This is a genomic window from Pseudoalteromonas maris, from assembly GCF_049257235.1.
Classification (GTDB): Bacteria; Pseudomonadota; Gammaproteobacteria; order Enterobacterales; family Alteromonadaceae; genus Pseudoalteromonas.
Genome location: NZ_JBMMUF010000008.1, coordinates 109,337 through 129,619 on the forward strand (window position 1 = coordinate 109,337; position 20,283 = coordinate 129,619).

The following is a 20,283-nucleotide window of genomic DNA, read 5'->3' on the forward strand; positions in this document are numbered from 1 at the left end:
TTGCTCAGCTTAGTTTTCTTTTAGCTTGTCAGCTAAATATAACCAAGTTTCTAGCACTGTGTCTGGGTTTAGTGATACTGAATCAATACCCTCTTGTACTAGCCATGCTGCGAAGTCTTCATGATCTGAAGGACCTTGACCACAAATACCTACATACTTACCTTTGGCTTTAGCGGTTTTAATTGCCATAGATAGTAGCTTCTTAACCGCTGGATTGCGCTCATCAAATAGGTGCGCAATAAGACCAGAGTCACGGTCAAGACCAAGGCTAAGCTGCGTTAAGTCATTTGAACCGATTGAGAAACCATCGAAGTATTCAAGGAATTCATCCGCAAGCAGTGCGTTTGATGGTAGTTCACACATCATGATCACTTTGAGACCATTTTCACCGCGTTTAAGGCCATGCTCTTCAAGTAATTCAATAACGCGCTTACCTTCTTCAAGCGTACGCACGAATGGGATCATGATTTCAACATTGGTCAAATCCATGTCATTGCGAACACGCTTGATAGCTTCACATTCAAGCGCAAAACATTCGCGGAAATCTTCACTGATATAACGTGACGCACCACGGAAACCAATCATTGGGTTTTCTTCTTCTGGCTCGTACTGTTGGCCACCAACAAGGTTCGCGTACTCGTTCGACTTGAAGTCAGACATACGAACGATCACTCGCTCAGGTGCGAATGCACAACCCAGCGTTGAAATACCCTCAACAAGTTTTGCGATGTAGAACTCACGTGGAGACTCATAACCTGCAATGATATCTTTAATTTCTTCTTGTAGCTCAGGTGATTGCGCGTCGAAGTTAAGTAGCGCTTTAGGGTGAACGCCAATCATGCGGTTAATGATGAATTCCAAGCGCGCTAGGCCAACACCTGCGTGTGGTAGACGAGCAAAGTCAAACGCGCGGTCTGGGTTACCCACGTTCATCATTATTTTTAATGGCAGGTCTGGCATTTCATCAACGCGTGAAGTCAGTACTTCATACTCAAGTTGACCTTGGTAAATGAAACCTGTGTCGCCTTCGGCACAAGACACAGTCACTTCTTGATCCGCTTTGATTAAGTCAGTGGCGTTACCACAGCCAACTACTGCTGGAATACCTAATTCACGCGCGATGATTGCAGCGTGACATGTACGGCCACCACGGTTAGTAACGATAGCAGCAGCACGTTTCATGATAGGTTCCCAATCAGGGTCAGTCATGTCAGTCACAAGGATGTCGCCTTGTTGTACTTTATCCATCTCATCGATAGAGTTAAGTACGCGCACAACGCCAGCACCAATTTTGTGACCGATAGCGCGACCTTCAGCAACAACGCTTGAAGTTTGCTTAAGCTGGAAACGTTCCATCACATTCGCATCTTCGTTAGAGCGCACAGTTTCTGGACGTGCTTGAACAATGTAAAGCTTGCCGTCGTTGCCATCTTTTGCCCATTCGATGTCCATTGGACGACCGTAGTGCTTCTCGATGATCACAGCTTGCTTTGCAAGGTCCATGACTTCTTCATCAGTAATAGAGAAAGTGTTTGATTGCTCAGGTGCTACATCGACAATTTCTACTTGCTTACCATGCTCTTGGTCTTGCGAGTAAACCATTTGAATTGCTTTAGAGCCGATGTTGCGACGTACTACAGCTGGTTTGCCTTTTGCTAGCGTGCCTTTATGAACATAGAATTCATCTGGGTTTACAGCGCCTTGCACCACCATTTCACCAAGACCAAAGCTTGATGTAACGAATACTACGTCTTCAAAACCAGACTCAGTGTCGATGCTGAACATAACACCTGAAGATGCTTTGTCAGAACGAACCATGCGCTGAATACCCGCAGACAAAGCAACGCCTTTGTGGTCGTAACCTTGGTGTACACGGTAAGAAATTGCACGGTCATTAAAGAGTGAGGCGAAAACGTGTTTGATTGCAGTCATTACTGCGTCGATACCGCGCACGTTCAAGAAGGTTTCTTGCTGGCCAGCGAATGAGGCGTCTGGCATGTCTTCTGCGGTTGCTGATGAACGTACTGCGAAAGATACGTCGTGGGCTGGGTCTGCGTGTAATTGGCCGTAGGCCTCGCGGATTGCTTTATCTAAAGCATCTTGGAAAGGTGTGTCGATGATCCACTGACGGATTTCGGCACCAACTTTGGCCAATTCATTAACATCTTCAACGTCTAATTTATCTAGTACATCGTAGATGCGAGCATTCAATCCAGATTGCTCAAGAAACTCGTTAAATGCAAATGATGTCGTTGCAAAACCACCGGGTACTTGCACACCCGCATTAGCTAGGTTCGAAATCATTTCACCAAGAGAGGCATTCTTGCCTCCTACTCTCGGTACATCTTGCATACCAAGTTCTTGATACCAGAGAACGTATTCTTGCACGGAACTTTCTCCAAAAAACAAATTGTAAGTTTGGTCATTGTAAACAATGACCTTTTAAATGAGGCGCCGACATTCTACACTGGCAACCGCTATTGCGTAAACCGCTGCATTGCGGTTTCACCGGTGTAATTTAAAAAAGGGAGCGTTATGCGCAGCGCATTTTATATCTCAGATGGCACTGCCATCACCGCGGAAGTCTTTGGAAACGCGACATTATCTTTGTTTCCTATGGAATTTGAACACACTACAATTCCATTTGTTGAAACGACTAAAAAAGCATTACAAGTGAAGGCTCAAATCGAACAAGCTGCGGCACGCAGTAATGAAAAACCCATTGTCTTCTTCACTTTTGTTAACCCAGAGCTCAGTGAAATCATCTTATCCAGTAACGCAGTGTGCTATGACTTTATCAGCGCATTTAGCAAGCAGCTGCAAGGGGAACTTGGTGTAGAGCCGGTGCCAAAAGTTCATCGCACACACAGTATTCATGAGCAGAGTTACGATTATCGGATCGCCGCTGTAAACTATGCATTGGCGAACGATGATGGTGCCAATATCAAAGACTATCAGCAGGCAGATGTTATTTTAGTGGGGGTAAGTCGCAGTGGTAAAACGCCGACAAGCCTGTATCTTGCGTTGCAATACGGTATTAAAGCGGCAAACTACCCGTTGACTCCTGATGATTTAGACTCAGGTGAGTTACCTAAATGTTTGCAGCCATACAAGAATAAGCTGTTCGGTCTAACCATAGCACCAGAGCGCCTAGCGGCGATTCGTAATGAGCGTATGGCTAATTCTAAATATGCGTCTTTACGTCAATGTCGAATAGAAATTCGAGAAGTAGAGATGATGTATAAGCGTTTTCGCATCCCACATTACAATTCTACTCATCATTCGGTCGAGGAAATGTCAGCGAAGATAATGGCGGAAACCGGTTTGCAACGTCGCAAATATTAACGTGTTTTAAGTAGAAAAAGCGCCGCTTAGAAAAGTCCGGCGCTTTTTTTGTACGTAGGCTATTAGCTACGAGCGTCTTTGAGCAAATCTGCCACTAAGAAGCCAAGCTCCAATACTTGATCAGCATTGAGGCGTGGATCACATTGAGTGCGATAGCGCTGAGCTAAATCTTCGTCTGACAAGCCGTATGCACCACCAGTACATTCAGTGACATGCTGCCCCGTCATTTCAAGGTGTACACCACCGGCGTGAGAACCTTCCGCTTTATGTACTGCAAAGAATTGGCTAATTTCACGCAAAATGTTATCGAAGCTTCGCGTTTTATACCCAGAGCTGGCCTTTTCAGTGTTGCCATGCATTGGGTCAGAACTCCAAATTACTTTGCGACCTTCTTGTTGTACGCGACGAACCAGCGCTGGCAGCTTTTCAGGCAATACATCTGCGCCCATACGCGTGATCAGCGTGAGGCGACCTGGAATATTGTCTGGGTTCACGGCATCAATCAGCTCAATCAGTTCATCAGGGGTCATGCCAGGACCAACTTTTACGCCAATTGGGTTTTTGATGCCACGGAAAAACTCAATGTGTGCATGATCGAGTTGGCGTGTGCGCTCGCCAATCCATACAAAATGCGCAGAACAATCATACCAATCACCACTTAGGTGGTCGCGACGAGTTAGCGCTTGCTCGTAACCAAGCAGTAGCGCTTCGTGAGAGGTATAAAGTGACGTTTCGGTTAGCGATGGTGCATTCGTTGAGTTAATGCCACATACTTCCATAAACTCGAGCGCGTCTTGAATGCGATCAGCTACTTGTTGGTACTTCTCTTTTAGCGGGTTCGCTGCAACAAAGCTCATGTTCCAACGGTTTACTTGGTGTAAATCAGCAAGACCACCCTGTGCGAATGCGCGTAGCAAATTCAGTGTAGATGCACTGTGATGATACGCCTTCATTAGACGCTGTGGGTCGGGTACACGCGCTTGCTCGGTAAATTCATAACTATTGATAATGTCACCGCGGTATGACGGAAGGCTTACGCCATCAATTGTTTCTAAATCACTTGAACGTGGTTTTGCAAATTGACCAGCCATACGTGCGATTTTTACAACCGGACATTTGCCGCCGTAAGTCAATACAACCGCCATTTGAAGCAGTGTTTTAAATGTATCGCGAATGTTCGCTGCATTAAAATCGGCGAATGACTCTGCACAGTCACCACCTTGCAGTAAAAATGCTTTACCTTCACATACATCTTCAAGTTGTTTAAATAAACTGCGAGTCTCTTCAGCAAACACGAGCGGCGGCGCGCTGTTAAGCTCTGCTTCAACACTGCTTAGGGCGTTTTCATCTGGGTATGTTGGTTGTTGGACGATTGGGAAATCTCTCCAACTATTTGGGCTCCAGGGCTTCACTACTTATTTTCCTCATTCCTATTGTTACCTCACACTCGAAAGTACCGAATGGCGGGCCCTGACGCAAGGGTAAAACAAAATAAATGGCAAATAAAAGATTATATCTTATAGAGTGAACGCAAAAACAATAATGAACACATCATACTATAGGGTGTGCACTGGTATACTCAGCATCTTATAAATTGATTAACGATATTGTTCTAACAACGCATCAATCGCTATTTCGCACATTTCAATTACCTCAACGAAACCTTTTGCCCCGCCATAATAAGGGTCTGGTACTTGGCTTAATGTTTCGTCAGGGTGATAGTCCAACAGACGTTTGAGTTTTGCTGGCGCATCTTGTGGTTTAATAGCCTGTGCATTAGCAAAATTTTCGTCATCCATAGTGAGGATCAAATCATATTCATAGAAATCATCCGCGGTTAATTGCTGCGCTCTTAAATCACTTAAGTCGTAACCATACATTTTGGCGTGTTCACACGCGCGTTTATCTGGCGCCTCTCCTACGTGGTACGCTGCCGTTCCTGAGCTTGCGAATGTAAAGTTGTTAGCGCCTAGTGTTTTTGCTTTGTGTCTAGCTATGCCATGCGCTGTTGGCGAGCGACAAATATTGCCTAAGCAAACAAACATTATTTTCATATCCATCCTTTTTATAAATATGTGGTGGTGTGAATTAACAATACCTGAGATGTAGCCATTGGCAACCACACTATGAACACATCATACTTACACAAATACCAAGAAAACCTCAGCGCTTGTTTCGTTTATAATTGTAAGTTAACCAAGAACATATGTGCTAAACTGCCAATATCGATTATGTATGATGTGTTCGCTTTTATATGAGTAATTTGAAAACCAATCTTCGTGCAACATTTGATTTAGCCCAGGAATACCTTGAGGGTCTGTGTAAATTACTAGATATCTGGCAACCCCGACAAACACATTATTTTGAGTTACCAACACCCTTATCTCACGAAGAAACAAAAACCAAAGAGCATATAGAGGTTAAACATCATGAAAATGATATAGCGCTAACACACATAAAAAGTGCGTTTACTGATTTTTTCAAAGTCGGCGATCAAAGTGGAAAAGTCATGAAGCGTCACCCTGGCGTAGTGTGGCTACCTAAAGAAGCGTTTGTACAATTTGAACCTTACCTTCTCAAAATTAATGAGTTGAAATCTCAATTTAAGAACACGGTACTAAGTCTGGATAATAGTGATGCACGTTTTGATCTTGTTCACAGTGCTGTACCGGGTTTAATTACACTTGCTTTTTATCGGCAACTTCATTTTGAAGCGAACAATCCTTATTCAATTCGTTATACTTGGATGACTAAACATTCGACCAAATCTCTTACTCGTAAGTTAGCGCTCACTATGCTTGAGAGAAGCAGTGCATATTCTAATCCCCGAATGATTGATCAGACATCTTGGCAACAGCTCGTTGAGCAAGAAAAACGTAAAGTCGCCAGTTTAAGTGAGAATGAAATGTTGCGTATCCGTCGTCCCATCAAAGTAACACCGGAAGTGAATGTTCGTTTCGCTGACAATCGACGCTACCATGTCAGTGGTGCTCTGCCCTTTTTAGTATTTGATGATAACCCTGATTTAAAGCTAGGTTTGCTAGCGAATTATCAACCCAAAGACGATCCGCGTAAACAAGAGCACGAGTACTTGGTTGAACGGCTCTATCTAGCTAAAGGTGTGTAAGTACAAACTAACTTCCTATTACTTTAAAAAGCCCACATTTCGTGGGCTTTGTTAGGTATTAGCTAAACTATTTCTCAACGATTTCTTCTAATCGTTCCTCATCGATGATTTCTGCATCTTCGACAATGCGTTTACCACCTTGGATTTCTATTCGCTTGTTTTGTTTATTCAATGTGAGAATCTCTTCACAGAATTGATCTGAAGGGTGCATCTCATAAACGTAGTCGATTATTTTTCCACTGTTATCATCTTTCACATTAGAAATACTGTAATCAGAGATCGCGCCTTTATCGATCAAATCCTTCATTGTCGTGGTCATATCACGACGTAACGCTTTGAGTTTATTATCGGTAATTTTGTCATCAGCATAGATAGTGCCGTACTTTTCCATTATCGACAGTAAGCGAAAATGATACGTTTTACCTGGCGCTGCGTATCTCCATAAGTGATATAAACGCAGCATCATCCAGCGAGACAAACCACGTTTTAGTTCTTGGGCGCGGTTAAAGTAGTAACCCTTGTACTCAAGGTTATCAATCATGTTATGAACAAAGGCGTTCAAACATGCTACGCATTTTACATTACCGCCCTGCCCTTTCTTACCACTGAAGTGCAAAGAGGATAAAAAGTTCATATTCGACTCATAAAATGAGTCGTCTATATTTGAATTTTTTGTGTCAGTCGCTGTGTACTTAAAAGATAGTTTCGAACCTTGTAGCGCTTCAAGAGATTCTTTAATTTGCGGGTATGGCATTGATTGGCCAACGGCTTTTAGCTCTTGCGCCAATTCGTTCATTGAAAAAATGACCGCATATTGAATGCCTGACTTAAAGTTAATTTTTACGATTTTACCTTTAGAGGCCAAGCGGATCAGCGCGCGTTCAACTTTCTCTTCTCTGTCAGATGGCCACACTAAGCATTCAACTTCTTCGCCTTCAAGCCGAGTACTGACTACCGCGGGTGTTATTTTGATTTCACCTTCATACAAAATGCCGTCAACTTTCTCAGAAATACGACGTGTAATGATGGTCTTTTTAGGAGCATCTTCAAGTGGCAGTTTTTTGTGGCCAGAACGAACAAAGCGACCCCATAAATCATAATGATTAAACGTATTCGAGTACGCACGCAATCCGTGCATTGAATTTTCTATGGAAATTCGAACGTCTTTGTTATCTGTAAATAAAGCGAGATTTTCATTATCTGTTGCGCTTTCAACGCCATTTATCTGGCCTCGCAAAGAGTCTGGTAAGTTTTCTACCGAGATGTTTACCTTGCGGTTCATTATTATTTTCCATTGATATCGATGCCAACGTTAATATCAACACATATAAAGATAAAAGTTAATCATCAATGTTAGTAAAAATCTGATCCCATTGTCATATAGTTTCTCGAGATCACATTTTTACCAACTCTTTACCTATATGAATACATAGGTGTAGTTTTTGGATCAGAATTTTACTTACTCGGCGCTACTCAGATCAGTTTTTTACTTACTCAGCTCGTCTTTTTGGCTCACATGCACAGAGATAACTTATTTTTGTTTTATTTTTGTACAAAAATAAGTGAGGATTTTTGTCTGTGTGCATAACTACGAATGCGCTTAGTAGAGATCTGATCTATAGCAAGTAAGGATCCGATCTCTATGTACTTATCACGACGTTTTCATAGTGGGAATGTGCATAACTGGCGGTTGTAAGTTAGTAAAAATACGATCTATACAGTAAATTTTGTGAACATATATGTAGGTAAGCTGTGCATAACTCACAAGCCAGATTTTTACTCAGTAAAACAATGATCTAAGTGTTAGTACGAATCAGATCTTTACCAAGTAAAAAACTGATCTAAAGAAAACATAAATATTTATATAATTCAGTAAGTTAGCCTCTTATTTTCGCTCTCTAATCTATTATTACCTATATATTTAAACGTCATTAATCTTCTTATTACCTTGTAGTAAATTTATCAGTAATTTATTTTTCATGTTTTTTGTAGAATGTCGTCTAAAATATATGTTTACAGCTAAAGAAGTGGACATTATACTTAAAGCTCAATGTTAGGGATACAATAATGACAATAAAACAAAGTGCGCTAAATACTTATCAGTTACTCAAAGCAACTGCTGAAGTTGCAGAGAAGTCTCTTGAAGGTCGGATCCAACATTACCGAGCTCATCTTAAATCTGACGAAAAAGAGTTACGAACCTACACTCAAAAAGCGGCAGCCGATCTCCTTGGTTGTAATAACAGAACATTGAAACGCCGTCATGATCAAGGTGATTTTGATCACATTGATATTCGCAGAGGTGCCAACGGCCATTATGCCTACACATTAGCGAACATCTACAAAATGGCTGATGTAATGGGTATTGAAGCTGATCATCGTGGCGCAGACGATAAGCTACAAGTGATTGTTATTAATTCACTTAAAGGCGGTTGCGGCAAGACAACCAGTATGGTTAATATCGCCGCAGCGTTGGCGACTACGAATATTAAGCGTTATCGTATCGGTATTATTGACCTTGACCCACAAGGCTCTTCATCGAGCTTTTTCCCACCAGGAGAACCCGATCCAATAACAGTTGGCGATCTAATGCGTGATTGTATTGAATTGGAAGAAGGCGAAACATGGTCAGATATTGTCAGTGACGCATTTTTGCCAACCCATATTCCTAACATCCGTATATTGCCATCCGGCATGGACGATTTTTATTTTGAACACGAAATAGCGACAGCATTGCGCCAAAGCGGTGATTACGACAAAACTCGGCACTATCACAAGTTGCTAGAAAAGGTAATTGAGCCAGTGCAAGAACAGTTCGACATCATTCTTGTTGATACTGCGCCATCACTTAACTTTATGTTTTATAACGCATTAATGGCATCAACGGCGATGTTAATCCCTGTTCACCCTGAAGCGGTGGACTTCGATGCAAACAATAAATATCTCAAACGCCTAGGTGAGATTTACCACACCGTTGCGGCTTTGGGTCATGATGGCTGGGACTTCATGCAGTTCTTGGTTACAAACTATGTTAAGGGTAATCACTCGCAGCGTGACATTGTAAAAGATGTGCGTTCCGCGTTTGGACGCCAAGTCATGAGCTACCCAATAAATCACAGTAGTGCTATTACAGCGAGTTCTTCATCTTTCAATACAATTTTTGATCAGAAAACATCTGATAGTTTGGCTAGCCGCGAGTCTTTGGTTAAAGCACAGGAAAATATTAAAGACGTGGTTGATGAGTTAGAAATGCTAATTCGTTCGAATTGGCTATCAACACAATCACAACTTAAGGCTGCACAGTAAGGTTTAACAATGGCAAAGAAACGTAAAAACGACACGCGAATAGACCCGTTTGCTACCGCTGTTGAAAGCAGTAGTTTGGATCAACTTCTCGAGCAAGCAAAGGCTGGTGATGTGATCAGTATGCCCGCTCCTAGCGATCCCAACCGAACTATTCGGCTGACTTGTCAGGTTATTCCTCACATCGATATTGAAGCGCGTACCAAGGTGTACGGCAAGAATCGGCGTGTACAAGCGCTACTTACCGAAAAGTCCGTTGCTGATATTTTACCGGCGATCACAGAAGATGGGCGCAACCAACATCCCGCATTGGCATGGGAGCACGAAGGTGGTTTGTTCGTATTGGCGGGCTCAAGGCGTCGAAAAGCCTGTATTTTGGGTAATGCCGATTACTTGGTACTGAGCTCTCCTGATTTCAATGACGAAGACGCGAAGATTTTAGCTGTTTCATCGGATCAGTATATTGCGCCAAGTCTTTGGGAATTGGGCCAGGCCTATGCCTCGACGCGTGACGAGTTGAAGCAACAAGGTAAAAAAGGCTCTTACCGCGAGATTGCTCAAATTGAAGGCGTATCACACACAGCCATCGCTGATGCGATTAAAGCATATGAATGCCTGCCAAAAGAAGTGTTGGCGCTTTATCCAACTGCTAACCATGTTGGCCGTGAAGTGGCTAAGAAGCTTATTCAGGCGCGCGAGAAAGATGTAGATAACTTTAATAGCCGTGTTGCGAGTTGTGCTGACGCCTTTGATGATGTGACTTTTGATACCGATGACAAAGCTGCATTGAATGTCACAAAATACTTATGTGAAGTGGTTGCAGCACCAAAACGTACAGAAGATATCAAGGTAGATAATGATTTTGTTCGTATCCAAAGGCACAGCAAAAGTGGCGATTTGACTATCAAAATAGATAATAAGGTGATGACAGATAAACGCTTTTCTCAACTGGCTAAGGTCTTGGAAAGCTTTAATTAATCACTGCAATATTGAGTCTAAGAAAGCCTCTCATTGGTAATGTGGGGCTTTTTTGATGGCTGCAACCCAAATAGCAGGTCTTTTTACGGCTGCTTAAAAGCGATATACTGCCCTATTTCAATTTGCGGGTTAGTCCATGTCGTCATCGTTTACAAAGGAAGACTTGTTAGCTGTTTTTGCTCAGTTCAATGAGCAAGGACCTGACTTTCCTTTGTCCGAGCAAGAGTTAAAAGCGCTTTTCACCAAAGGTGTCTATGCTCGTGCTCAACAAATGCTGCGAGATGAACAAGTGCTGTGGGTGAAAGCTAATGACGCTTTTTCACACATTGATGCTCAAGTAATGGATGATGACGGCACCACGTTTGATCAACAAATCACCATAACCCTCAAGCAAGCTAAACCTCGCGTAGAGGCACACTGTAGTTGTAACGCCAAGATCAAATGTAAGCATGTGGCCAGTGCATTACTGCACTTAAAGTTGCAAAGCCAAGGCGAGTATGCGCAGCATTATCAATTGGAAGATTGGTTTAATGAGCTAGCCGACAGCCAAATGGCAAGGCCAGAAAAAGACAATGTATTGTTGTTCGAATTGCACTCGCATCAAGGCCAATTGCAGGTGGTGCCCAAAGTGGCTCCTAATACACCTGAAGGGCTCATTTCCCAAGGACGCGCACTCACAGAGCAGCAAAGTAGTGCGCACGTCACCCCCAAAGGATTGGATGAAGACGACTTTCGTCTTTTTAGCCTTGTTCGCTCTCAGAACTCTCCCGGTCAAAGCGCTTTGCTTGGCTCTTGGGGAGCAAAAGTGCTGCATCAACTGCTTAATCGCCAACGCTTATTTTTTGAAAAAAGCCGAACCCCCTTATCCATCAGTAAACCACTAAAGGTGGAATACGACTGGCATATTGAGGGAGAAAAGGCTGCATTGACGTGCTCATTAGCTGGGCTTGACGCCAACTGTATACTGGCCACCGCCCCGCCCTACTACGTTGATGTTGCAAGCAATTGTGTGTACGCACTCGAAACACCGCTGAGTGCTGAACAAATAAGGCAATTGGCTAAATTTCCGTTGGTCCCAAAAGATGAGGTCGAGACTGTTTCTAGGCGTTTGCGCAAAGCGCTTGGTCCTGTAATTAAACAGCCAAAAAAAAAAGCGCGCGTAAAGTTCAGTCTAAAGTTCCTCACTAAGCAGTCGCCATTTATTGTTAGTGCAAGTGGTGAGGTGCCCTCAGAGGCCGCGCTGTTGAATATGGGCTTGGAGCCATGTAAAGGTCCTTTACATTCGAATTACCAACTTTTTATCGACCCTCAAAACGCACCTAGAGCCCTGTTTGAGCTAAACCACGCGGTTGAGTATCTCGGTGGCAAAACTGTTAATGCACCGCGCAGCGCATTACAAAAAGTACATAATGGTGAGTTGCAGTTAGTGATCACTGCACTTAGTGGTCACCACCTGCTTGGGTTCTTCCAAATAGTCAGTGGCGCGATAACTCGTCCATTAAGCGTATCTGACCTCCATGATGCCAAAGCTTACAGCGCGCAATATTGCTTTATTGAGCATCAGCAAGGGGTGTTGATTATAGAGGCTGAAGCAGCACAGAGTGCGTGTGCGTATCTCAAGCGTTATGTTCATGATAAAGCGAACGTGCACTGCACAATACCGCGCAGTTTGTTTGACGAATTGCAAGCAAGTCATTTTTGGCGCGTTGAGATCAACAGTCACATAGAGCCTTTGTTGCAAAAGCCTACCTTAGATTCTTTGAAGCCAGTGGTGTTGGCCAACGATGTCTCGTTGCGAGAGTATCAAAAGGCCGGTGTTAATTGGTTACAGCTATTGTCTATGCAGGGGCTCGGTGCTGTGCTCGCGGATGATATGGGGCTGGGTAAAACACTGCAAGTAATTGCTTATCTATCGACATTGGATGCACAAAAGCAACACCCCCATGTGGTGATCTGCCCCACTAGCCTAGTGGGGAACTGGGTTAAGGAGTTCAGTCGCTTTGCTCCTCGCATCAGTGTGCAGGTCGTTGCTGGCACGAACCGAGTGGATGTGTTGCAAGGTCTCAGTAAATATCAGGTGATAGTAACCACTTACACACTATTCAAGCGTGACTTCGTCTTTTATCAGGGCGTCGACTTTCATACGGTGGTGCTCGATGAAGCGCAGGCAATAAAAAATCCTCAATCTCAATTGAGTCACAAGGTAAAGCAATTAAATGCCCGTTTTCGTTTGGCCCTCAGTGGTACACCATTTGAAAATAATTTATTTGAGCTTAAGTCGGTATTCGATTTTGCCATGCCTAGTTTGCTCTTTAGCGATAGGCATTTTAAAAAGCTGTATGTTGAGCAAAACAGCCAAGGGCGCAAAGCGCTCGCCGATGTCATTCGTCCGTATTTGCTAAGACGAGCAAAAGCCGATGTACTCAGTGAGTTACCTGGTAAGACTGAAATCATCAAACAACTGGATATGTCTAAAGAGCAAGCTGATGTATATCAGCACTACTATCAGGCATTACATAATAAACTGAATAACCTAGTGTCAATGCAAGGCATTGGTAAAAGCAAGCTGCAGTTCCTTGATGCATTGCTAAAACTCCGCCAAATTTGTTGTCATCCTCAGTTGGTTGACGAGCACTATGGCGCTAGCAGTGCGAAGTTGCAATGGCTTGAAGAACACCTTCCTGCGATGCTTGCGCAGGATCATCATGTGATCATATTCAGTCAGTTTACGTCTATGTTGCGTATAATTGCCCGCCAACTAAGCACACAAGGCATTGACTATGCGTTACTTACCGGACAGACGCGCAACCGAGAGCAACAAGTTGATGATTTCCAAAGCGCACGTAAACGGGTGTTTTTAATAAGTCTCAAAGCCGGTGGCAGCGGACTAAACCTTACTCAAGCTGATACGGTTATTCATTTTGATCCATGGTGGAACCCAGCTGTTGAGCACCAGGCAACGGATAGAGCGCATAGGATGGGGCAAGAACGATCAGTGTTTGTGTATAAACTTATCGTGGCCAATTCTGTAGAGCAACAAGTGCTAGAGTTGGCTGATAAGAAACGTCATTTGGTGGATGAATTACTCAATGGTAGTTTATTGTCGGATAAAAAAATTGATGATAATCAATTGCTTGAAATGCTGAACTTAGAAAGTTCAGAAAAAGTCTAAAATTCTTTGAACTTAACTGTGAATACGCACTCTATATCTATGCTTGCCACGCAAGCACCCTATGTTGATTTCCCTGATTAAAAATGAATTTAAGGCCAGCTGACTAAGCTGGCTTTTTTTGCCTCGGTTTTATACCAATCAACTTAAATAGATGATCATTCAATAAGGCTAAATAGCGTGCTCATGTTGTTAAAATTTCCTATGTACAATAGGTATAAGATCTATAAAACCGTACTTTGCTGATACAATGAGTAATATCACCAAATAAAGAATAATAATGAGTGTGAGATAGGTATGTTCGACTTTTTATCCGCTTCTTCCCCTGCACTGCTAGCATGCCTTGCTGGTTTTAGCCTTACTACCGGTTATCTTGTTTTACGCGTGCGCCGTCTGAAAATGCAATTAGTCTCTGCGACTGGGCACCACCAACAGCAACTCACAGATTTAAACAATCAACTAGAGCATGCACACCATCGTTACAGTGAGGCACAACAACAAGTTGCAGCGGAGCGTGACTCAGCGAATCAATTACAACAAAAAGTGACCTTACTCCATGGCCGATATGAATCACTAAAAGCAACTCTGGAGCAAAAAGAAAGTCACTTTGCACAGCAGTTAGCCTTACTTCAAGAATCAAAAGAGACCTTAAAACAAGAATTTTCTGTATTGGCGAATAAATTGTTTGAGGACAAGTCGAAACAGTTTAAAGACTTGAATCAAGAAAGTATTGAGCAACTTCTCAAACCCGTGCAAGGTGAGCTCAAAGGTTTTCGCGATAAAATGGAGCACATTCATAGCCAAGAGTTGCAACAGCGCGCAGCGTTAAAAACAGAGCTTGTGCATCTGCAAAAACTCAATCAGTCAATCACAGAGCAAGCTGAGCGCCTCTCTAACGCCCTACAAGGACAAAAGAAGACTCAGGGTAACTGGGGCGAGTTGATGCTAGAAAACGTCTTAGACAGCGCTGGGCTGCGTTTAAATGAAGATTACCGCCGTGAAGTGAGCTTAGAGTCCGAACAAGGCCGATTCCGCCCTGATGTTGTCGTTTATTTGCCGCAACAGCGTCATATCGTTATTGACGCTAAAACGTCACTGAACGCCTATACCCGTTATGTTAACGCCGAATCTGAGTTTGAGGCGGCACAAGCGCTGGCCGATCATGTTCAGGCCGTCAACGATCGTATTAATGAATTAGCAGCGAAAGATTACTATCGCCTAGAGCAGCTAAACTCGCCTGAAGTAGTCATTATGTTTGTGCCCATAGAAAGTGCGTTTGTTGAAGCCCTAAAGTTTCAACCTGATTTGTATCAACGCGCAATTGAAAAGAATATTTTGGTTGCAACGCCGACCACGTTACTTACCAGCCTCAACATTGTTAAGCAGCTATGGCGCTTCGAAAGCCAATCAAAACATACTCAAGAACTAGCAAAACGCGCAGAGCGATTTTACAACAAGCTCAATAGTTTCTTGGTATCTATGGAAGGCGTTGGAAAGCAGTTAGACAAAGCGCGTGAAACCTACGATAAAGCCTTCGCGCAATTATACAGTGGTAAAGGTAACCTCATTAAACAGGCGAATGACTTCAAGGAACTCGGTGTTGCTGTGCAAAAAGAATTACCCGAATCACTGACTGAAAAGGCGGAACTTGAATTAAAACAATGTGATTAGTTATTCAGCTTTTGTCCGTGCAAGTTGCACGATGCCGATAATAAAAAACAGACTTGCCAACACATAGAGTGCCCAAAACTCACCAAGCAGTGCTGCGCCTGTGAACGCCGCTGCACTGCAAATAAACAGCCATCCTGATAGCTTTACCATTGCCCTTCCCTAGTCTCTTTTTGCGTAACCTGTTGTTTCTAAATTAAAAACAGGGGCGTAAACCCCCTTTACACTTCATAAAAGTGTCATTTAACTACTCTATTCTTGGCTCAAAAATAAACATGGGCTAACACATGAACACGCATCATCAACCCTCTTGGACTCAGCAGCTAAATGAACTTCAAAGTGTAGTGCAAAATAAATACGGCATCGAAATTATTGCCGAAAAATTTAATCGTAATGAATCTTATCGCACTCTCGTGCTTAGCGAGTTAACTTTGCTAGAAGACCCAGTGGTAAATGATATTATTGCAGCAATAAAAAAGTCCCACCACACGCCAACTCAAAGCTCAACCCCCTCTAGTGCCAAAGGCACAATCTCGCGGTCTATTTTAGTAACAGGATTGTTAGTGACACTTGTTGTGTTTATCGCCTCTTATTTCTTGTTGTTTACTAATCAGTTGCAGCCGATTAAAGAGTCAAAGCAAATGGCACCGCAACAGCCTGTGAGTAAAGTGAGTGAGCGCTCTGCCAAGGCACCTCTAATGCAACCCAAATTGGCTTTTCATATTCATGGTTCAAATACAATTGGTGAAAAACTTGCTCCGGCGTTGTTACAAAGCTACTTAGAACAAAAAGGAGCAACCGACCTTACATGGCATCAAGGTGATACAAGTGTGGAGCGCGAATTGTTTTATAAATTAGATGACAAGCCATATTTTATAGAGCTTCATGCCCATGGTTCTAGCACGGGGTTTGCTGATATCCTCTCTGGAAGTGCTGATATGGCCATGTCATCTCGACAAGTGAAAGCCAAAGAGGTCGAACAACTCAAACATCAGTTTGGAGATTTTTCGCAAGTCGGTAATGAACACATTATTGGGCTTGATGGCTTGGCGGTCATAGTGAATCAAAATAACCCCATAAGTCATTTAACCACCGCACAACTAGCAGACGTGTTCTCAGGGAAAATTAGCAACTGGCAGGAACTTGGTGGAAAATCAGGGGCGATTAATCTGTATGCCCGAGATGCGAAATCTGGGACCTGGGATACGTTTAAATCCCTTGTATTAAAAAAGCATCAAGCTCAGCTTAGTACATCAGCACAGCGTTATGAGTCGAGTTCAGAACTCTCAGAGCAGGTATCTCAAGATGAGCTCGCTATCGGCTTTATCGGTCTTAATTATATTTTATATAACAAAGCCATTGCCGTGTCAGAAGGGCAACAAACCGCGCCTATTTATCCTACTCGGTTCACCATAGGCACCGAAGATTATGCCTTGTCACGCCGCCTTTATCTTTACACTCCGACCACGGCCGACATGTTCGTTAAAGATTTTGCTCACTTTGCTATCTCGCACAGCGGGCAAGAGATTGTGTCTGATACCGGACTTATCTCTCAGAACATCCATGTTGAGAAAGTCATTGCGCCACCCCTTGCGCCTGCGCTTTATAAACAATATGCGGCCCAAGGTCAGCGCCTATCCCTGACATTTAGATTTCACTTTGGCAGTGATCAGTTGGACAACAAGGGCAAGCGAGATTTACAGCGGTTACTGGCGTTTTTGGAAGACAACCCGAGCAAACGAGTGGTGCTAATGGGCTTTTCAGATAACTCCGGTGATATGAGTAAGAATCAATTATTATCCAATCAGCGTGCCGTATCAGTTGCAAATGAACTGAGCGCCAGGGGGATAAGCGTATTTGATACGCAAGGGTTTGGAGAATCCTTGCCGGTCGCTAATAACGACTCAGCGCTAGGGCGAGAACGTAATCGACGAGTTGAAGTCTGGGTTCTTTGAATGTTAAACAGCGAGGCGAGCCCTGATGCTTGCCTCCCTAACTTTGATAAAGGAATAGGTATGTTTGCAATACTGTCGGATTATCATAACCTCAGTCATGCATTTGCACGTTTGAGTATGCTTGAAGCGATCCGTTTGAAGCGAAACTTGGATCAGGTTTTTACTGACTTGAAAATGCCATCGACAGCGCTCATTGAAAAAATGCGTGAGGAAGGTCTGCTGGTTGACGCGCCTATTGTTAATAAACGCGCAGACAATGAAGCTGCTCAATCAATCATCCAAAGTCATTTAGGGCAGTTGTTTTTGGATTATGGCAGGCTAAAACAGGCGTTGTCCTCTTTGACTTTGGCGCAACGTGTGGCTTTCAAAGAGTCTGTTGATATTGCTGTGAAGGCCCTTAACTTACCCTCTGAATCCCTTACGCAAATGATGGCACAAGAAGGGATATCCATAGACAACCTAGAGCAGGATGCGACTCACACCGCATCACAGCAAATTCGAGCCCGCCTTAATACCGCTGCAAGCGAACAGTCCACCCTAGCACAGGAAGTCAAAGAGCGTTTGAATGCACTCGCTCGAGCCCATGCCAATTCTGAGAAGGAAATGTTGTCATTGGCTAGCTCTGATGTTGTGCCGCTTAGGCGTAATCAAGCTTAGAGCGTGATGTTGAGGTATTACAAAAAATATAGGCCATCTAGTTGATGGCCTTTTTAGTTAGTAAAAAAGTGGTCTGAGATAGTCTGTGGAGTTAGTAAAAATGTGGTTTGCGTTAAAATTTCGCTTCAATACAGTTAGTAAAAAAGTGGTTTGAGTCCTCAAGGCGCTACCAGTGGAGTATTTTCTCTGTGTTATCCCCTAAGTTACACATAATGACAAAGGGGCGCAGGTTCTACCTTGTCAAAACAAGCCAACGCACGCTTTAAAAACACGCTGGTAAGGCGCAACACAATCAATGGTTTTTTGGCAACTAATCCGGTTTAGGTAAACTGGGTAAAATGCTGATCCAAAAAAAGAGCCCAATTGGGCTCTTGGTTGCAACACACTTTGATTAGAACTGGTTCATGGTATTGGCTTCGCCACCTGCTTTAAGCGCATTTTCGCCAGAGAAGTACTCTTTATGCGTGTCACCAATGTTCGACCCTGCTAAGTCTTGGTGTTTCACCGAGGCTTGCTCACGACGGATCTCTTGGCGCTGGACATCTCGTACGTAAGCGAGCATACCTAAGTCACCAAAATAACCTTCGGCAAGAATATCAGTGCTCAGTGCCGCAGTGTGGTATGTAGGTAAGGTGATCAGGTGGTGGAAGATACCAGCTTCACGCGCGCCATCGCGTTGGAAGTTCTGCACCAGTTCATCCGCTGCACTAGCGAGTTCGGAATTATCCAAACTGATGTCCATTAATACTTTTGCATCTGCACTTGGGTCTGGGTAGGCACTTAAGTCGCGGCCCTCTTGTTGCCATTGTGCGTAAACTTGCTCACGGAATTTAAGTGTCCAGTTGAACGACGGTGAGTTGTTGTACACTAATTTAGCATTTGGAACGTGCTCTCGTACACGGTTAACGAGCTCTGCAATTTGCTGCACATTAGGCTTTTCTGTTTCAATCCATAGAAGGTCTGCACCGTGTTGCAAGCTAGTAACACAGTCCAGAACAACACGGTCTTTTTCCGTGCCCGCACGGAATTGATACAAGCCGTTATCAAGTCGTACTGGCTTGCATAGCTGACCGTTGAGTTTAATCGCCATTTCATTGTCTGCTAGCTCATCCGCACTGCTGATAGGTTGCGCATCCAAGAAGCTAATATATTGACTTGCGAGGTCGCCAGACTCTTTGCTTACCGGAATTTTCTGAGTCAAACTTGCGCCTAAAGAGTCAGTTCGCGCAACGATAATCCCGTCATCAACACCCAGCTCCAAAAATGCATAGCGAACAGCATTTATTTTCGCTAAGAAGTCTTCGTGAGGAACCGTAACCTTCCCCGCTTGGTGACCACACTGTTTTGCATCCGATACTTGGTTTTCGATTTGGATGGCGCATGCACCGGCTTCAATCATCTTTTTGGCTAATAAGTAAGTCGCTTCTTCGTTACCAAAGCCGGCGTCGATATCGGCAATAATGGGTACCACATGGGTTTCGAAATTATCTATTTGAGCCTCAATAGCGCTGGTATCCACTCCCTTTTGACGTGCGGCGTCGAGGTCGCGATAAAGGTGATCCAGTTCACGAGCATCTGCTTGTTTTAAGAAGGTATAAATTTCTTCGATGAGTGCGGGTACCGACGTTTTCTCATGCATACTTTGATCAGGAAGCGGACCAAATTCAGAACGCAACGCCGCGACCATCCAGCCGCTGAGGTATACATAGCTGCGCTTTGTTGTTTTTTGGTGGCGTTTGATAGCCATTAGCATTTGCTGAGCGGTAAAGCCATGCCAACACCCTAAAGACTGTGTGTATTGGCTTGAATCTGCGTCATAGGCTTGCATGTCTTCACGCATTACCCTAGCTGTGTATTTGGCGATATCTAACCCTGTTTTAAAGCGGTTTTGTAACTGCATACGTGCTGCATACTCTGGGCTAATTGTGCTCCATGCGGGACCATTTTGCTGGCAAAGCGTAGCGAGATTATCTATCTGTGCGTTGTAATGTTTCATAATGCGTATCCTTTGAACGAGTAACGGTTATACAGTGCGGAACAAGGTGAGAGGTTGCCGCGTTGTTTTTTTTACACTAGGCGCT

At 43.6% G+C, this 20,283-nt stretch carries 14 protein-coding genes; 8 read left to right on the forward strand and 6 right to left on the reverse strand.

The annotated features are described in order from the left end of the window. Positions 1–9: 9 nt before the first annotated feature. Complete coding sequence (gene ppsA / locus AAEU32_RS12155) at positions 10–2,388, reverse strand: phosphoenolpyruvate synthase (RefSeq protein ID WP_421970795.1); 2,379 nt, start codon at positions 2,386–2,388, stop codon at positions 10–12. Between the two features lie 147 nt (positions 2,389–2,535). On the opposite strand from ppsA, the gene ppsR reads away from it, so the two are divergent. Then, the gene (ppsR, locus tag AAEU32_RS12160) at positions 2,536–3,345 is read left to right on the forward strand and encodes a posphoenolpyruvate synthetase regulatory kinase/phosphorylase PpsR (RefSeq protein ID WP_421970796.1); all 810 of its coding nucleotides are present in this window, start codon (positions 2,536–2,538) and stop codon (positions 3,343–3,345) included. A 62-nt stretch (positions 3,346–3,407) separates the two neighbouring features. On the opposite strand, the gene AAEU32_RS12165 is transcribed toward ppsR, so the two are convergent. After that, positions 3,408–4,757: a class II 3-deoxy-7-phosphoheptulonate synthase gene (locus tag AAEU32_RS12165; protein ID WP_421970797.1), complete on the reverse strand. Its 1,350-nt coding sequence runs from the start codon at positions 4,755–4,757 to the stop codon at positions 3,408–3,410. A 186-nt stretch (positions 4,758–4,943) separates the two neighbouring features. Next, positions 4,944–5,399, reverse strand: coding sequence for a low molecular weight protein-tyrosine-phosphatase (locus AAEU32_RS12170; protein WP_421970798.1), 456 nt, complete (start codon positions 5,397–5,399; stop codon positions 4,944–4,946). 200 nt (positions 5,400–5,599) lie between these two features. Here AAEU32_RS12170 and AAEU32_RS12175 point away from each other — a divergent pair, with 200 nt between their 5' ends. Further along, the gene (locus AAEU32_RS12175) at positions 5,600–6,472 is read left to right on the forward strand and encodes a DNA replication terminus site-binding protein (protein ID WP_421970799.1); all 873 of its coding nucleotides are present in this window, start codon (positions 5,600–5,602) and stop codon (positions 6,470–6,472) included. A gap of 67 nt (positions 6,473–6,539) precedes the next feature. Here the strand turns inward: AAEU32_RS12175 and AAEU32_RS12180 are convergent, their stop codons facing one another. Beyond that, on the reverse strand, positions 6,540–7,754 hold the full coding sequence (locus AAEU32_RS12180; RefSeq protein WP_421970800.1) for a replication protein A: 1,215 nt from the start codon (positions 7,752–7,754) through the stop codon (positions 6,540–6,542). A gap of 785 nt (positions 7,755–8,539) precedes the next feature. On the opposite strand from AAEU32_RS12180, the gene AAEU32_RS12185 reads away from it, so the two are divergent. The 4 genes from AAEU32_RS12185 (at position 8,540) to AAEU32_RS12200 (ending at position 15,593) form a co-directional block, all read left to right on the forward strand. Beyond that, a complete protein-coding gene (locus tag AAEU32_RS12185; protein WP_421970801.1) occupies positions 8,540–9,778 on the forward strand; it encodes an AAA family ATPase in 1,239 nt (412 codons plus the stop codon). 9 nt (positions 9,779–9,787) lie between these two features. Continuing rightward, positions 9,788–10,753: a transcriptional regulator gene (locus AAEU32_RS12190; protein ID WP_421970802.1), complete on the forward strand. Its 966-nt coding sequence runs from the start codon at positions 9,788–9,790 to the stop codon at positions 10,751–10,753. A 136-nt stretch (positions 10,754–10,889) separates the two neighbouring features. Beyond that, the gene (locus AAEU32_RS12195; protein WP_421970803.1) at positions 10,890–13,925 is read left to right on the forward strand and encodes a DEAD/DEAH box helicase; all 3,036 of its coding nucleotides are present in this window, start codon (positions 10,890–10,892) and stop codon (positions 13,923–13,925) included. A 396-nt stretch (positions 13,926–14,321) separates the two neighbouring features. Continuing rightward, positions 14,322–15,593, forward strand: a complete 1,272-nt coding sequence (locus AAEU32_RS12200; protein WP_421970841.1) for a DNA recombination protein RmuC — start codon at positions 14,322–14,324, stop codon at positions 15,591–15,593. Here the strand turns inward: AAEU32_RS12200 and AAEU32_RS12205 are convergent, their stop codons facing one another. Next, positions 15,594–15,743, reverse strand: a complete 150-nt coding sequence (locus AAEU32_RS12205) for a hypothetical protein (protein ID WP_421970804.1) — start codon at positions 15,741–15,743, stop codon at positions 15,594–15,596. Between the two features lie 134 nt (positions 15,744–15,877). Between AAEU32_RS12205 and AAEU32_RS12210 the strand changes: the two genes are divergently transcribed. Both AAEU32_RS12210 and AAEU32_RS12215 read left to right on the forward strand, forming a co-directional pair. Continuing rightward, a complete protein-coding gene (locus AAEU32_RS12210) occupies positions 15,878–17,545 on the forward strand; it encodes a substrate-binding domain-containing protein (RefSeq protein WP_421970805.1) in 1,668 nt (555 codons plus the stop codon). Positions 17,546–17,605: 60 nt separating this feature from the next. Then, complete coding sequence (locus tag AAEU32_RS12215; RefSeq protein WP_421970806.1) at positions 17,606–18,202, forward strand: hypothetical protein; 597 nt, start codon at positions 17,606–17,608, stop codon at positions 18,200–18,202. A 391-nt stretch (positions 18,203–18,593) separates the two neighbouring features. Here the strand turns inward: AAEU32_RS12215 and AAEU32_RS12220 are convergent, their stop codons facing one another. Then, positions 18,594–20,198 (reverse strand): isocitrate lyase, encoded by a 1,605-nt coding sequence (locus AAEU32_RS12220; protein WP_421970807.1) that lies wholly within the window; start codon positions 20,196–20,198, stop codon positions 18,594–18,596. Positions 20,199–20,283: the final 85 nt, after the last annotated feature.

Excerpts from the sequence above, each read along its gene's own strand:
- ppsR (WP_421970796.1), top strand. The coding sequence starts at position 2,536 with ATGCGCAGCGCATTTTATATCTCAGATGGCACTGCCATCACCGCGGAA.
- AAEU32_RS12170 (WP_421970798.1), bottom strand. The coding sequence starts at position 5,399 with ATGAAAATAATGTTTGTTTGCTTAGGCAATATTTGTCGCTCGCCAACA.
- AAEU32_RS12175 (WP_421970799.1), top strand. The coding sequence starts at position 5,600 with ATGAGTAATTTGAAAACCAATCTTCGTGCAACATTTGATTTAGCCCAG.
- AAEU32_RS12180 (WP_421970800.1), bottom strand. The coding sequence starts at position 7,754 with ATGAACCGCAAGGTAAACATCTCGGTAGAAAACTTACCAGACTCTTTG.
- AAEU32_RS12185 (WP_421970801.1), top strand. The coding sequence starts at position 8,540 with ATGACAATAAAACAAAGTGCGCTAAATACTTATCAGTTACTCAAAGCA.
- AAEU32_RS12190 (WP_421970802.1), top strand. The coding sequence starts at position 9,788 with ATGGCAAAGAAACGTAAAAACGACACGCGAATAGACCCGTTTGCTACC.
- AAEU32_RS12195 (WP_421970803.1), top strand. The coding sequence starts at position 10,890 with ATGTCGTCATCGTTTACAAAGGAAGACTTGTTAGCTGTTTTTGCTCAG.
- AAEU32_RS12200 (WP_421970841.1), top strand. The coding sequence starts at position 14,322 with ATGCAATTAGTCTCTGCGACTGGGCACCACCAACAGCAACTCACAGAT.
- AAEU32_RS12205 (WP_421970804.1), bottom strand. The coding sequence starts at position 15,743 with ATGGTAAAGCTATCAGGATGGCTGTTTATTTGCAGTGCAGCGGCGTTC.
- AAEU32_RS12210 (WP_421970805.1), top strand. The coding sequence starts at position 15,878 with ATGAACACGCATCATCAACCCTCTTGGACTCAGCAGCTAAATGAACTT.
- AAEU32_RS12215 (WP_421970806.1), top strand. The coding sequence starts at position 17,606 with ATGTTTGCAATACTGTCGGATTATCATAACCTCAGTCATGCATTTGCA.
- AAEU32_RS12220 (WP_421970807.1), bottom strand. The coding sequence starts at position 20,198 with ATGAAACATTACAACGCACAGATAGATAATCTCGCTACGCTTTGCCAG.